The organism is Flavobacterium sp. AK-345 (genome assembly GCF_058310175.1).
Genome location: NZ_JBZEER010000002.1, coordinates 355,201 through 369,924, shown reverse-complemented (window position 1 = coordinate 369,924; position 14,724 = coordinate 355,201). Strand labels below are relative to the sequence as shown.

The following is a 14,724-nucleotide window of genomic DNA, read 5'->3' as shown; positions in this document are numbered from 1 at the left end:
AGCGCAAGTGTATTTTTTGATTAAGTTTGAGAAGTCTTTTTGACAAATTCATAATTTTAACAAATAAATAGTAACGCTATGGATGCAACTTTCGCAACTGGAAAGGAACTTCAAAAAATGGATCCTGTTTTTGGTCAGTTATCTTTTGACGATCACGAACAAATTGTATTTTGCAATGACAAAGATACAGGTTTAAAAGCAATTATTGGTATTCATAATTCGGTTATGGGTCCAGCTTTAGGAGGTACTAGAATGTGGAATTATAATACCGAATGGGAAGCTTTAAACGATGTTTTGCGTCTTTCAAGAGGTATGACTTATAAATCTGCTATTACAGGACTTAATATTGGTGGTGGAAAAGCTGTCATTATTGGAGATGTTAAAACGCAGAAAACGCCAGAATTGATGCGTAAGTTTGGCGAATTTGTTCACTCTTTAAGCGGAAGATATATTACTGCTGAAGATGTTGGAATGGAAACAAAAGACATGGACACTGTTAGAGACGTAACACCTTATGTTACGGGTATTTCTGAAGAAAGAGGTGGGTCTGGAAATCCTTCTCCTATAACAGCTTACGGTGTTTATTTAGGAATGAAAGCGGCTGCAAAAAGTCAGTTTGGTTCTGATGTTTTAGATGGTAAAAAAGTTCTGGTTCAGGGAATTGGTCACGTTGGTGAAGCTTTGGTTGAATATTTAACTAAAGAAGGAGCGATCGTTACAATTGCTGATATCAACGAAGAAAAATTATACGAAGTAGCTCAAAAATACAACGCAACAATTTTTACAGGTGAAGATTTGTATAGTGCTGATGTTGATATTTATGCGCCATGTGCAATGGGAGCTACCATTAATGATGATACAGTAAACAAAATAAAAGCGAAAGTAATTGCTGGTGCTGCCAACAATCAATTAGCTGATGAAAATGTTCACGGGCCAAGATTGCAGGAAAGAGGTATTTTATACGCTCCGGATTTCTTAATCAACGCTGGTGGAATTATCAATGTTTATGCTGAATTAGAGCACTACGGAAAAGCCGAAATCATGACAAAAACCGAAAATATCTACAACACTACTTTAGAAATTATCGATTATGCCGTGAAAAACGGAATGACAACGCATAAAGCTGCCCTTACAATTGCTCAAAATCGTATTGATTTGAGAAAAATTGAAAACAGCAAAAAATAATAAAGACAAGTTTTATTGTTGAGAGTCTCAGTCTCAGTCACAGTTTTTTGATATATCAAAGGCTGCGACTGAAAACTGGGACTTTTTTTATATCGATTATGAATTACAATTTTGAGATATTTTTATGGAATTAAATTTTAATATCGTCTCTTTAATTCTTATTTTTGCAAACTAATTTTTAAATGTTCTTACAAGGTGGTAAATAGAAGACACATACGCGTTAAAGTAATGCAATCCATTTATGCAATGCATCAAAGCGGTTCTGATAATATGGAAAAAGAAGAGAAGTTTCTTTTTTACAGCATTGATAATATTCAGGACTTATATCTTATAATGCTTTCTTCATTGATTGAAATTTGCAAAAAAGAATCTGTTTTTTTACATCTTTCAAGCAAAAAACATCTTGCAACTGCTGCAGAACGTAATCCGAATGAAAAATTTATCAAGAACAAAATTTTTCAGCTTCTTGCCGAAAGCAATTCACTTAGTATTGCTTTAGAAAATCGTAAAATCAACAACTGGTCTTTAAATGACGATTATATCATTTTACTTTTAAATGATATTAAAGCGAGCGATTTGTATGCAAAATACATGAGCACGACAAAAAATACTTTTGAAGAAGACAGACAGTTTATAATTGATTTGTTTGCAGAAGTTATTGTTCCCAATGAGAAATTATATGAGTATTTAGAAGACGATAAATTAACCTGGGTTGATGACATTCCGGTTGTAAATACACATATTATCAAACAATTGAAAGCCATAAAAACCGAAGATCCTGACGATTTTAGAGTGCCAAAATTGTATAAAGATGTTGAAGATAAAGACTTTGCAAAAGATTTATTTAGAAGAACAGTTTTAAACGAATCTATTTTTGCAAAAGAATACGATGATAAAACGCCAAACTGGGACAGCGATAGAATTGCTGAAATAGATACAATTATTTTGAAAATGGCAATTTGCGAATTTTTAAAATTCCCGTCGATTCCGGTAAAAGTTACTCTTAATGAATATTTAGAAATTGCTAAAGAATATTCTACACCAAAAAGTAGTATTTTTATCAACGGAATTTTAGATAATCTGGTAAAAGAACTTGAAGCCAATAAAAAGATGGTAAAAGCAGGAAGAGGGTTGATGTAAAATTTTAAAAGAAATTCCAATCTTTTGAAGTTCCAAATTCCAAAAATGTCACTCTGAGCTAAGTCAAAGAGTTAAAATAAAATATTAATAATAAATCAAATCAAAAACAGAAATTAAATTATGGGACAATTAACTCAATTTGCGCCATTTCTATTAATGTTTGTAGTGATCTATTTCTTCATGATCAGACCACAACAAAAAAGAGCAAAAAACGAAAAAGAATTTGAAAGCAGCCTAAAAGTAGGTGACAAAATAATTACTAAAAGTGGTTTTCACGGTAAAGTTGTTGAACTTGCAGAAACAACAGTTGTAATCGAAACAATGTCTGGAAAATTAAAATTAGAGCGTTCAGCTATTTCTTTAGAATTGAGCTCTGCTTTGAATAAAAAAGCTTAACGCTTTTTAAAATTCCAAATAAAATTTTAAATCCCAAATTCCAACTGGAATTTGGGATTTTTTGTACTTGCAATTTTGCAAGTAACCTTACAAAGATTTTAAATTCATTGTATGAAAAAAACATAGCCCGTGGTTTCAACCACGGGTACACAATCATAGTCATAATTCCTATCCTCGTGGTTGAAACCACGGGCTATGTTTAGTAAGATTGTGCATTTTTCTATACAAAAAAACCTTTGTCAAAGTTTTAAACTTTGACAAAGGTTGGAATTTTTTAATTGGAATTTAATTTATCTGTATTTATCATTCAAACCAACATTCCCTAAAATCATCGGAATCACTTTCTCGATTCTTGATAGTTTCGTTTTCTCTTGTTTGGCTGTTTCAATGTATTCTAAAAACTCATATTGTTTATAAGGCGCGAATTTTTGAAAAGCTTCTGCCAAAGCCGGATTCAAATCCATTTCCTTTTGCAGCAATTCAGAAACAATTGCTTCTTTCTTTGAAGGTTTTATAATTTTTCCCTGCTTTTCATTTTCGATAGCTTCCAGAATATATTCTAAAACTTCTTTTTCGTTTACTTGTTCTTTTGAAGTAAATCGCCATTGACGCATCGATTTCGTTTTGTCTTCCTGAGCGTTAATGAGTCTGTTTTTTTCATCTTTTAGAAATACTCCATTCAGGAACCAAATTGCAAAATAATCCTTAAAACCTCCAATCCCGATAACATTTCTCTTGTTGTAAACATAAATAGGAGCACCCCATTTTATGGTTTCAACAAGTTCGGTTTTATCAATAATTGATTTTAGGAAAAGAAGTTCTTCTTCCCATTTATTGACTTTGTCCCAAACGTGTTTTTTATCAGAAATTGGTTCCAATTTATTTTTTGCTTTTAGGTTTTTCAGTTACATCAAAAGCACCCTGAATGGCTGTTAATTCCGCAATTTTTACAATTACTTCGGTTGCTTTCTGGATACTTTCGGCAGGAACATATTCGTATTTTCCGTGAAAGTTATGTCCGCCCGCAAAAATATTCGGACAAGGTAATCCCATGTAGGATAATTGAGATCCGTCAGTTCCGCCACGAATAGGTTTAATGATCGGTTTGATGTTTAGTTCTCTCATTGCTTTTTCAGCAATGTCAACAATATGTTTTACCGGAAGCACTTTTTCTTTCATATTATAATACTGATCTCTTACTTCAGCAGTTACAATATCTTCTCCAAATTGTTTGGCGAATTTTTTGTTGATTTTCCTGGCGATTTTTCCAATTAAATCTTTTCTTTTTTCAAATTTAACTTTGTTGTGATCACGAATAATCAATTCTAAAACTGTTTCTTCAATGCTTCCTGTTAAATGATGAACATGGAAAAAGCCTTCATAACCTTTAGTTTCCTGTGGCGTTTCTCCTTTCGGAAGTTCGTTGATGAAATCATTTGCAATCAACATCGAGTTGATCATTTTTCCTTTGGCATAACCAGGGTGAACGCTTTTTCCTTTAAAAGTAATTTTGGCTCCGGCGGCATTAAAATTTTCGTATTCTAATTCACCAATCTGGCTTCCGTCCATTGTATAAGCCCATTGAGCGCCAAATTTTTCTACATCAAAATGATGAGCGCCACGACCAATTTCTTCATCTGGAGTAAAGCCAATTCTGATTTTTCCGTGTTTAATTTCCGGATGCTGAATTAAGTATTCCATTGCCGAAACAATCTCGGTAATTCCCGCTTTATCATCTGCGCCAAGCAAAGTTGTTCCGTCGGTTGTGATGATGGTTTGACCTTTATATTGCAATAAATCTTTAAAGTAGTTTGGAGATAAAATAATGTTTTTCTCTGCGTTCAAAACAATGTCTTTACCGTCGTAATTCTCAATAATTTGAGGCTTTACATTTGCTCCGCTAAAATCCGGAGAAGTATCAAAATGAGAAACGAAACCAATTACGGGAACTTCGTGATCTACATTACTTGGCAAAGTTGCCATGATATAGGCTTTATCGTCTATAGTGACATCTTGTAAACCAATGGTTTTTAGTTCTTCGACTAATTTATTGGCAAGATTCCATTGTTTTTCTGTACTTGGAGTAGTTTGTGAGTTTGGGTCTGATTCTGTATCAATTGTTACATAACTGATAAAACGATCTATAATATGCTGCATTTCTTTAATTTTTAGCAAATATAAGGAAAAAGAGTTCGTTACGAATTGCACGAATGTCTACTAATTTATGGTTGAAGGGGAGATAAAAAAGTTCGCCACGAATTTTACGAATTAGCACGAATCATTTATAATTTAAAAATCCAATTTCACGAATTATATTTCATGAAACTGGATTTAAGTTTTATTTGTAGACACTTCTAATTAGTGAAATTAGTGGCAAAAAACTTTACTGCACACATCTAAAACCAATATGATTTGCCGGAGATTGATAATCGCCTTTACCTCGTGTACCAACCATATATCGGGAACAATATTGATCTGTACATAAAAATGAACCTCCGCGCTGTACCTTTTTCAGTAGGCCAGGATCTGCGGGATCGTATGCTTTTTCTGCACCTTTTGGGTTTTTGGTTACTTGTCCGCTTTCGCTTAAAGTGATATAGTAATCAGGAGTATACCAATCATTTGTCCATTCCCAAACATTTCCCCCAATATCATATAAGCCATAAGAGTTTGGTTCAAATTGTGCTGTTGGCGCTATACCAATATATCCATCTTCGCCGGTATCGCCTTTTTCAATAGGGAAATGTCCCTGATAAATATTTCCCTGAAACTTTCCTTTAGGTTTTAATGTATTTCCCCAAGCATACAATTGCCCAGATTTTCCGCCACGAGCTGCAAATTCCCATTCGGCTTCGGTTGGTAGTCTTTTACCGGCCCATTTTGCATAAGCAGCTGCATCAGCATAAGAAACTTGCACAACAGGATATTTCTCTCTGCCAATAATAGAACTCATTGGTCCTTCGGGATGTCTCCAGTCGGCACCACCAACGTAACTCCACCATTGCATATAATTATTTAAATCTACAGTTGCCGGAGTAGGGGTGAAAACTGCCGATCCTGCTATTAAATTTTCTAATGGAGCATCAGGATATTCTTCGTGTGTTGGTTTTTTTTCGGCCAGCGTTACGTAACCTGTGGCTTTTACAAAAGCTGCAAATTGCTCGTTAGTAACTTCAGTTTGATCCATATAATAGCCATCAACATAAACCCTGTGAATTGGCGCGGCATCTTTTGTAACACCTTTTATGCTGCATAAGCTTTCGTCTTCGACGTTACTTCCCATAGAAAATTCTCCTCCCGGAATCCAGACCATGCCTTTTGGTGCTTTGCCGGTAGGTTTATTTTTATTTTCAATGGTGGGTTTAAAAACAGATTCGCCAGTAGCATGCGGAGTTTCGGCACAATCTTTTGCTGCGGCTATTTCATTTTTTTCTTTTGGAATAATCTTAGTATAACCAAATGCAATAGAAATAATTGAAAGGGCTAGTATTGCAAATATCCAATAGGTTTTATTTTTCATATTAATCAATTTTAATTGAAATTAATTGCCGGAAAACAATCTGGTCAAAGTTAAATAATTATTCTAGTTATTCTATAGGGTTAATAAAAATAAATATTTATTATTTATCTTCTTCAACCTGAACAACTTCGTATTTATCTTTTCCATCAACTTGTACGGGTTGGTAGTAGGTTTCTCCAAATTTCACATATTTTACATCTCCTATAGTGACTTCTTCACCGCCTTCGGGCAAGTTATCTACTAAGGTTCCGGCTGTTGGTGCAACAACTTTATAGGTGCTGCCGTCTTTTTCATAATACGTTCCACCGTAATAATAATTATTGACGGTTCCGGTATTTACAGTTTGGGCACCACTCGGAATATTATTTACAGTTCCACCAACTGGAGCTGGTACAGCAGTATAACCACCACTTGTCGAGCTATACCAAACCCCCTGATCATAATGATATTGTGTGCTTTCAACGCTTACTACAATCGCTGTAACAGCCAAAGTTGCTACAAAAAATCCCCATGGATGCCAAACCGGACCCCAGTAAAATGGTCTGTATGGGTGAAAGAAATAAGGATTGTAAGTATGATATCTATAGCCGCCATAAACGTAAGGAGGGCGCACATAAGGTCTTGGACCGGGTCTTACAACAGTATTACGGTTGTTGCGAACATGTACACTATTGTTTACATTAATATTTACATTGTTTCTGTTCACCGTATTACCACTAATATTGGTATTTCTGTTACCGCTATTATTGATGTTGTTTCTGGTTGCTGAGTTTCTGTTGGTAGTTGTATTTCTATTTCCAGCATTTGTGTTTGAAGTATTGGCAGGTCTCGTAGTTGCATTGGTTGATTTTCTAACACCAGAATTATTAGAGCCTGGCCTTGTTTGCGTTGCAGGTCTTTGAGTTGCAGGCCTTGTTTTTGCAGCTCCACCAGCTCGCTTTGTGCCGCCGTTGCCGCCCACTCGTCGTTGTGCTAAACCATCAATAGAAATTAAGAAAAATGATCCAGCCATACATAGTAGTGCCGCTTTTTTTAGTGTTTTATTTATACTTTTCATTTTCAGTGTTTTATGGTGTATTAAAATTATTAAAAAAAATAAGAATAATCGTAAAAATTAAAAATCATTTTTAGTTTTTGTTTGTGCTATGTGATTGTAAATAAGTTAAATGCGAATTTTGTTTTGTGATTTATAGCGAAATATCCCATTGTATTCTAAAACGCCAGCCTGCTTCTAACGGCAGGGTTTTATCCTGAAAACTAAAATAGCTAAACTCTGATGTGAGCTTGTTTTTATGGCCTTTAAAAAACCAATTGAAAGCAATGGTAGTTTCATCCTGCAAATTTTGTCTAATTGAGTTGTCAGGTCTGTAGGCGGCATGTCTTCCTGCCATTTCCAAATGTTTTGGCCACCATTCAAAAGCATTGTGAAAAAAATAACCAAGCTGAGCATAATAACCTTTCATCGTAGTGGTTTTGTTATTGTCCAGTTTATCAATAATTTCTTTAGTATGCCATTCGCTTTGCCACGAAAATCCACGATACATAAAAGCACTTTCAAAATTCCATTGGTTAACGCGATATTGTCCCGGCGCTCCGTCCTCAAATCCGTCTAAATAACCGCCTCCGGATTGCGAAAACCTCGTATATGGACTTCGGTTTGTAATGGCAGAAAAAGCAATAATTGGTGTCGGTTTTTCGTGAAATTCTAAATCACTTCCTTCAAAATCAAGAAATCTTCCGAGAAAATTCCATTGAGCACGACCAAAATACATAAGGTTGTTATCATCGTTTGAAGTATTTCCTCTTCCGGTTCCTGTTAAAGCTGCTGCCCAATAGTTAAAATCAGCGATTCCTTTTCCTTTCAGATGCCCGTACAATTCAACTCCCATTTGCCTGTCTACCGTAAACGGGCGATTGATTAAAGACCGGTCTACGGTTTGCTGCTCTCCACTGCTAATAAAACGTTCCCGGGTAAACTCAACTTTCCATTGTCCGACTTTTAAACTAAGCCATTTGTATTTTTCGACCATGATTCTAAAATCAAGCAAATTCGACTGACTCAATTCATATTCCCAATAATAATTGAGCCAGGGTTCAAAAGCATGACCGCCCACTTTTAACCTCGCACGATTGATTTTAAAAGTCGTTTGTTTATCCTGACTATAATCGTCATATGTTAACGGATCCTGATCATTTGGCGTAGAAAACCGAAATTGTAAACGACTCTGAAGCTGAAATAGAAATTTATTATCGTTGGTTCGTAATTCAATTCCTTTTTCGCCATATCTAAAATGAATGAGTTTGGTTGTATCTTTTATTTGTTGTGATAAGCCTGAAATACTCAATAATAACAGAATAACCGACAGATATTTTTTGAAATGGCGTATGATTTTAATGCTGATGTGCATAGGCTTGATGTAAGACTGTTATTCATTTAAATCAAACAATTCTGAAACAAGAATTTTCTTAGTGTTTCAAAATTAAGTATTAAAACTTCCAAAAGGCAGGCTTAAAGGCGCTACATTGTTTCATTTTATAACTTGCAACGTTAAAAGTTTCATTTTGAGTTTCTTTAAAAATCATCACAATTTTAAAAGTTAAAAATTTAATTATTTTTTAATTAACTGGTTATGATGCTGTTGTGTTTTTGCAAGTAGATTTGAGTACCCTTATTTATTTGTTTTTATAAAAAAGAGTCATTTTCAAGTATTATAATTAAATTTGCAACCGAAAAAACAACAACACAACTCTTATGTATAAATTGATAATTCGCCCAATACTTTTTTGGTTTGATCCGGAAGAAGTACATTATTTTACTTTTTCATTTGTTAAATTCATTTCAAAAATCCCAGGAGTTTCATCAATTATAAAATCAATTTACGAAGTAAAAGACAGCCGTTTAGAGCGTGAAGTTTTTGGAATTAAATTCAAGAATCCGGTCGGACTTGCTGCAGGATTTGATAAAGATGCAAAGTTGTATAAAGAACTTTCAGACTTTGGTTTTGGTTTTATCGAAATAGGAACTGTAACTCCTGTTGGTCAGGAAGGAAATCCTAAAAAACGTTTGTTTCGATTAAAAGAAGATCAGGCAATTATTAACCGAATGGGATTTAATAATGGCGGAGTTCTTGAAGCTGTTGAACGTTTAAAAAAGAATTCAAATGTTTTAATTGGTGGAAATATTGGAAAAAATAAAGTAACACCAAACGAAAATGCCGTTGACGATTATATCATTTGCTTTGATGCATTATTTGATCATGTCGATTATTTTGTGGTAAATGTGAGTTCGCCAAACACACCAAATTTAAGAGCTTTACAAGATAAAGAACCTTTGACAGCCTTATTACAAACTTTGCAAAACAGAAATGTAGAAAAGCAAAAAACGAGCACTCAAAAAATAAAACCAATACTTTTAAAAATTGCACCGGACTTAACAGACGAGCAATTATTAGATATTATTGATATTGTAAAAACTACTCAAATTGCAGGTGTAATCGCTACAAATACTACTATTTCCAGAGACGGGTTACAATCTCAAAATCAATCTGAAATGGGCGGATTATCAGGAAAACCGCTAACGCAGCGTTCTACAGAAGTGATTCATTTTCTTTCTGAAAAAAGCAATAAAGCATTCCCGATTATTGGAGTAGGAGGAATACATTCTGCAGATGATGCTATCGAAAAATTGAATGCCGGAGCAAGTTTAGTGCAATTGTATACCGGATTTATTTATGAAGGTCCGGCGTTGATAAAAGCAATAAATAAAAAAGTTTTAAAGCAATTGTAATAACAAGGCCTGTACAATAAGTCCGATAGTTATAGCAACGCCAAAACTTATTAAAGTGCCAATTAAAACATATTCGGTAAGTTTTCTGTCTTTGGCTTCTTTTAGATCTCCAAACCTAAAAATAGATTTGGCGGCCAATAAAAAACCAATTGCTTCAAAATGGCCGGTCAATATAAAGCAAAATACAAATAAGCGTTCTAATATGCCAATGTAATTTCCGGCATTGGCCAGTGAATTATCCTGATTACTATCTTGACTTTCCGGACTCCAGATAGAAATAATGGTTTTAATAAAAATAGAAGTTGGTTTTGTAATAAATAAAAATCCTGTTATTAAAATCCAGAATTGATTATCAAACCAGATAAAATTGATGGTTTTGTTTTGATAGAGTAATACGATTGTAATTAAAACTAAAATATGTGCAATTTGATCTGCAATAAACCAAGTACGTTTTGTTTTGTTTTTTTGAAAATTGAGTTTGATTAAATCAATGATTCCGTGCGATATTGCGATTAAAATAGCATAAGGAATAAAAGCAATTTCCCATACTAAAACCGCTGCCAGAATACCGTGTAAAAGAATATGAAAATATAAATAAATACTCTTATGTTTTTTAGTCTCTTTATCTGCAACCCACGAATTTGGCTGCCATATAAAATCGCCTAATAAATGTGCTAAAAGTAGTTTTATAAATAAAATCATGACGTAAGTTCTTTTATTTGTGTTCTAAAATATCGATCTAAATTCATAACCAAATCAAACTGGGCACGTTTTTGTCTTCGGCTTACAGCGGCTTGATTAATGCCTAATTTCTGTCCCAGTTCTTCTTGCGACAAGTTTGGGTTTTCTATTGCAACAGCAACAAATTGAGCCGGTTGAGCAAGCCAAGTATCCATAAAAGTTAATGCCAGACGAAGCATTAAATTCATTTTTTCATCAAAAACAATATCTCCGGTTTTAAGAGCTAGAGTCACCTTTTGTTTTTTTAAAGTTTCAAAAAGTTCTCCCGAATTTATAAAGGCAGTTCCGTTACTTTCGGATATTTTTTCGGCATTATGCGTTTTATCTCCAAAACCAATACTCATTCTCGCATCAGATTTTATGGCTCTTAGATGTGCTTTTATTAAAATAGCAGTCAATAAAGCTTCTTCAGGATTTTTGACTTCCACCTGAAATTCATCTCCTCTGTAAATCTCCCATTGAACAGGCATTTCTCCAAACGGCGACAGGATTTTTTTTAAATCCTCTACCCAATGTTTAGACTTTTGCTGTCTTGAACCAATTATGTCTCCTGTAATTACGCTTGTCATATTCAAATATAATTAAAAATTAATTAACTTATGTATTACAAATATATGTAATAATTATAAATATTACTTTTTTTGGTAATATTATTTATAATTACAATATTGTGTAATTATTTAAAGGCACTGAATATAGATTTTAGAAAAACTCAAATGAAATGCCTTTTTAAAAGTATGACAAATCTATGTTTCTATGTATTTAACTGGACTTTTATGATTGCATTCAATGCTTAAGAAAATTATAACTTTTATTTCTTTAAAAAAGAAACTAACTTAGCCTTCACAAAAGAATAAACTTTGAATAAAGAAATCAAAATTATCGAATGTCCACGCGATGCCATGCAGGGTATCAAAACCTTTATTCCTACCAGGAATAAGGTTTCATACATACAAGCTTTGCTTAGAGTGGGTTTTGATACCATTGATTTTGGAAGTTTTGTTTCTCCAAAAGCGATTCCGCAAATGCAGGATACAGCCGAAGTTTTGGCACAGCTTGACTTGTCACAAACAACAAGTAAACTGTTGGCTATTATTGCCAATACACAAGGCGCTGCAATGGCATCAGAGCATGAACCTATTCAATATTTAGGTTTTCCTTTTTCTATATCCGAAAATTTCCAGATGCGAAACACACATAAAACCATCGCAGAATCTTTGGTTACATTAGAAGAAATTCTGGAAATTGCTGATAAAAAAAATAAAGAAGTCGTAACGTACCTTTCAATGGGTTTTGGAAATCCGTATGGAGATCCGTGGAATGTTGAAATCGTAGGGGAGTGGACAGAAAAACTGTCGACAATGGGTGTGAAAATCCTGTCACTTTCTGATACAGTTGGAAGTTCAACGCCGGAAGTAATTACGTATCTTTTTTCGAATTTAATTCCGAAATATCCTCAAATTGAATTTGGCGCACATTTGCATACCACTCCAAATAGCTGGTTCGAAAAAATAGAAGCAGCTTCAAAAGCCGGCTGTACTCGTTTTGACGGTGCAATTCAGGGCTTTGGAGGCTGCCCGATGGCTACAGATAAATTAACCGGAAATATGCCTACCGAAAAGTTAATTTCCTATTTTACTTCAAATAAAAAAACAACAGGACTAAATTCTTTAAGTTTTGAAAGCGCTTATAATGAGGCTTCAAAACTGTTTGGAAAATTTCATTAGAATAAAAAGTAGTATATTTATTACTCAATTTATAATAAGTTACATCAAATTAGCGTTGTTTCTTATTATTTAATCTACTTTTTATGGAAATACCACACTCAATCAGAAGGATTCATATATTCTTAGGCTTGGCATTTTTATTCTCTTCATGCGCAAGCGATTTAGATATTGATCAAATCAATAATATCAAACTCGAACCTGTTTTTGTAGCTAACCTGGCTTTTTTTGATGTTCCTGCAAATAAATTCATAGACGATGGAAGTGCACAGGAAATTGCAGTCGATGTTCAGCCTTTTAAAATTTTTAAAGAAAATCATTTCAAAGATAATCTGGTTAAGGCAGAACTCGATTTCGAAATAGAAAACACTATAAACAGAGCTTTTAGTATTGATTTTGTGCTTTATGATAAAAATGACGCAATCATCGAAACCATAACTTTTGAAGTTCCGGCATACACAGGAAGCGTGAATGTCATAAAATTTCCCACAGAAGTTTTCGAACAGGCAAGACTAGAGCTTTTGAAAAAAACAGTTGAAATTGGTTTTACTGTTAGAATAGCTGCAGGTCCACCCTTAAATGAGAATAGTGTAGGTAATTTGAAATTACGATCGAGCGCAACCGCATATATGGAAATCGAATGAGAAAAGTATATCTGATAATACTGGTTGTTTTCCAGTTTGGTTTTGCGCAAAATAAGGCGTTACTATATAATTTTACTTCAATTCCACAAGCTTCACTAGTCAATCCGGGTGCCGATGTTTCGTATAAATATTATTTTGGAATTCCATTATTATCCGGAGTTTCAGCTAATGTAGGTTCGAAAAGCTTCTCTGCGTATGATTTATTTGCTAATGACGGAGTTGATTTTACCGAAAAAGTTCGAAATATTATAAACAAATCATCAGCCAATGATAAAACCCATGTTAATGAGCAAGTCGAAGTGTTTTCAGGAGGTTTTAGAGTTGGAGGAGAAGATAGCCAGTCGTATGTGTCATTTGGAGTTTATCAGGAATTTGATTTTTTGATGTATGTACCTAAAGATTTAGCAATATTGGCATTAGATGGAAATCGGGATCACATGGGTAAATCCTTTAATCTTGCTGATTTAAATGTTAGAGCCGAAGCGCTTTCAGTTCTTCATGTTGGATTTCATAAAAAAATAAGTGAAAAATTAGTGTTGGGTGGCCGCGCCAAACTTTATTCAAGTGGTGCAAATGCAACATCAACAAATAATTCGGGGTTTATTTATACAGACGAAATTGAAGGTACGCGTAATATTTATACCCAGGTAATTTCTTCAAATTTAGAACTTAAAACTTCAGGTATTTCTACTTTTACAAAAGATGAATACAGAGGGAGTGAGACTGAAGATATTATACATAACAGTTTTTTTAACGGAAGTTTAGGTTTGGGGGTAGATGCAGGAGTTACCTATTATTTTAAGGATAATCTTCAGTTTACAGCAAGTGTTATAGATTTGGGTTTTGTGAGGCAGTCTAAGGATATAGAAACACGAACCTATAAAGGAAGTTATACTTATAATGGAGTAAATCCTAATTTTGATGATATAGATGGACCAAGAAATGTTTTAGGAGAATTTGATAAAGCTATTCCGAGAGATACACTCTATAACAAATACACAACCTGGAGGCCAACAAAATTCTATTCTTCTCTTCAATATTCGTTTGGAGAATCAAGATATGGTGAAGAATGTGATTGCAGGGCCAAAAGTAAGCGAGGATATGCAAATTCTATTGGAGGTCAGTTGTTTATAATGAGTATGCCAAAAAAACCTTTTACAGCTTTTACTGCTTTTTATAAACGCAGTATTTTCGAAAAATTAGATTTTAAAGCGACTTATACATTTGATACTTTTTCGAATACAAATTTAGGATTAGGGCTTTCCGGAACAATTGGAAAATTCAATATTTATGCTCTGGTCGATAATGTTTTTGAATATAAAGATGTCACCAAAGCCAATAGTATAGCGTTTCAATTTGGTTTAAATTTTATTTTTCCAGATTCAGATTAATTTTATAAATTCCAATACATAAATTCCAAATTCCAAACCTTTATTGCAGCATATTTTCGAATGGAGCAACAAAATTGGAATTTGGGATTTTTTATTTGGATTTTGAAGATTACGAATGTAGTACCTTTCTTATAGAGATAAAATTAAGAAAAACTTAGTATTCAAGTTTCCAATTTATTCACTATATTTGCACGCA

Annotated in this window: 14 protein-coding genes; 7 read left to right on the top strand and 7 right to left on the bottom strand. The window is 33.8% G+C overall.

Annotation, left to right across the window (positions count from 1 at the left end; all coding sequences use genetic code 11):
* Positions 1-78 precede the first annotated feature (78 nt).
* The 3 genes from AC4FQ3_RS05885 (at position 79) to yajC (ending at position 2,721) form a co-directional block, all read left to right on the top strand.
* Positions 79-1,185 (top strand): Glu/Leu/Phe/Val family dehydrogenase, encoded by a 1,107-nt coding sequence (locus tag AC4FQ3_RS05885; protein ID WP_491181217.1) that lies wholly within the window; start codon positions 79-81, stop codon positions 1,183-1,185.
* A gap of 228 nt (positions 1,186-1,413) precedes the next feature.
* Positions 1,414-2,325, top strand: a complete 912-nt coding sequence (nusB, locus tag AC4FQ3_RS05880; RefSeq protein ID WP_073394248.1) for a transcription antitermination factor NusB — start codon at positions 1,414-1,416, stop codon at positions 2,323-2,325.
* A 120-nt stretch (positions 2,326-2,445) separates the two neighbouring features.
* On the top strand, positions 2,446-2,721 hold the full coding sequence (yajC, locus tag AC4FQ3_RS05875; protein ID WP_042566415.1) for a preprotein translocase subunit YajC: 276 nt from the start codon (positions 2,446-2,448) through the stop codon (positions 2,719-2,721).
* A gap of 290 nt (positions 2,722-3,011) precedes the next feature.
* Here yajC and AC4FQ3_RS05870 read toward each other — a convergent pair whose 3' ends face one another.
* The 5 genes from AC4FQ3_RS05870 to AC4FQ3_RS05850 all read right to left on the bottom strand — a co-directional run bounded on the left by AC4FQ3_RS05870 (position 3,012) and on the right by AC4FQ3_RS05850 (position 8,649).
* Complete coding sequence (locus AC4FQ3_RS05870; RefSeq protein WP_491181216.1) at positions 3,012-3,599, bottom strand: YdeI/OmpD-associated family protein; 588 nt, start codon at positions 3,597-3,599, stop codon at positions 3,012-3,014.
* Between the two features lies 1 nt (position 3,600).
* Positions 3,601-4,878, bottom strand: a complete 1,278-nt coding sequence (gene pepT / locus AC4FQ3_RS05865; protein ID WP_491181215.1) for a peptidase T — start codon at positions 4,876-4,878, stop codon at positions 3,601-3,603.
* A 226-nt stretch (positions 4,879-5,104) separates the two neighbouring features.
* On the bottom strand, positions 5,105-6,241 hold the full coding sequence (locus tag AC4FQ3_RS05860; protein WP_491181214.1) for a formylglycine-generating enzyme family protein: 1,137 nt from the start codon (positions 6,239-6,241) through the stop codon (positions 5,105-5,107).
* A gap of 100 nt (positions 6,242-6,341) precedes the next feature.
* On the bottom strand, positions 6,342-7,298 hold the full coding sequence (locus AC4FQ3_RS05855; protein ID WP_491181213.1) for a DUF6515 family protein: 957 nt from the start codon (positions 7,296-7,298) through the stop codon (positions 6,342-6,344).
* 130 nt (positions 7,299-7,428) lie between these two features.
* Positions 7,429-8,649, bottom strand: coding sequence for an OprO/OprP family phosphate-selective porin (locus AC4FQ3_RS05850; RefSeq protein WP_491181212.1), 1,221 nt, complete (start codon positions 8,647-8,649; stop codon positions 7,429-7,431).
* A gap of 344 nt (positions 8,650-8,993) precedes the next feature.
* On the opposite strand from AC4FQ3_RS05850, the gene AC4FQ3_RS05845 reads away from it, so the two are divergent.
* Positions 8,994-10,028 carry a quinone-dependent dihydroorotate dehydrogenase gene (locus AC4FQ3_RS05845; RefSeq protein WP_491181211.1) on the top strand — a complete coding sequence of 345 codons (1,035 nt, stop codon included), beginning with the start codon at positions 8,994-8,996 and terminating at the stop codon, positions 10,026-10,028.
* On the opposite strand, the gene AC4FQ3_RS05840 is transcribed toward AC4FQ3_RS05845, so the two are convergent.
* Positions 10,014-10,730: a DUF3307 domain-containing protein gene (locus AC4FQ3_RS05840; protein ID WP_491181210.1), complete on the bottom strand. Its 717-nt coding sequence runs from the start codon at positions 10,728-10,730 to the stop codon at positions 10,014-10,016. The genes AC4FQ3_RS05845 and AC4FQ3_RS05840 overlap by 15 nt on opposite strands.
* A complete protein-coding gene (locus AC4FQ3_RS05835) occupies positions 10,727-11,338 on the bottom strand; it encodes a hypothetical protein (RefSeq protein ID WP_491181209.1) in 612 nt (203 codons plus the stop codon). Before AC4FQ3_RS05835 ends, AC4FQ3_RS05840 begins: the two co-directional genes overlap by 4 nt.
* A 291-nt stretch (positions 11,339-11,629) precedes the next feature.
* Between AC4FQ3_RS05835 and AC4FQ3_RS05830 the strand changes: the two genes are divergently transcribed.
* The 3 genes from AC4FQ3_RS05830 to AC4FQ3_RS05820 all read left to right on the top strand — a co-directional run bounded on the left by AC4FQ3_RS05830 (position 11,630) and on the right by AC4FQ3_RS05820 (position 14,528).
* Positions 11,630-12,496 carry a hydroxymethylglutaryl-CoA lyase gene (locus tag AC4FQ3_RS05830; protein ID WP_491181208.1) on the top strand — a complete coding sequence of 289 codons (867 nt, stop codon included), beginning with the start codon at positions 11,630-11,632 and terminating at the stop codon, positions 12,494-12,496.
* Positions 12,497-12,579: 83 nt separating this feature from the next.
* Entirely contained in the window at positions 12,580-13,137 is a 558-nt protein-coding gene (locus tag AC4FQ3_RS05825) for a hypothetical protein (RefSeq protein WP_491181207.1), read from the top strand.
* Entirely contained in the window at positions 13,134-14,528 is a 1,395-nt protein-coding gene (locus AC4FQ3_RS05820) for a DUF5723 family protein (RefSeq protein WP_491181206.1), read from the top strand. The genes AC4FQ3_RS05825 and AC4FQ3_RS05820 overlap by 4 nt, the downstream gene beginning before the upstream one ends.
* Positions 14,529-14,724: the final 196 nt, after the last annotated feature.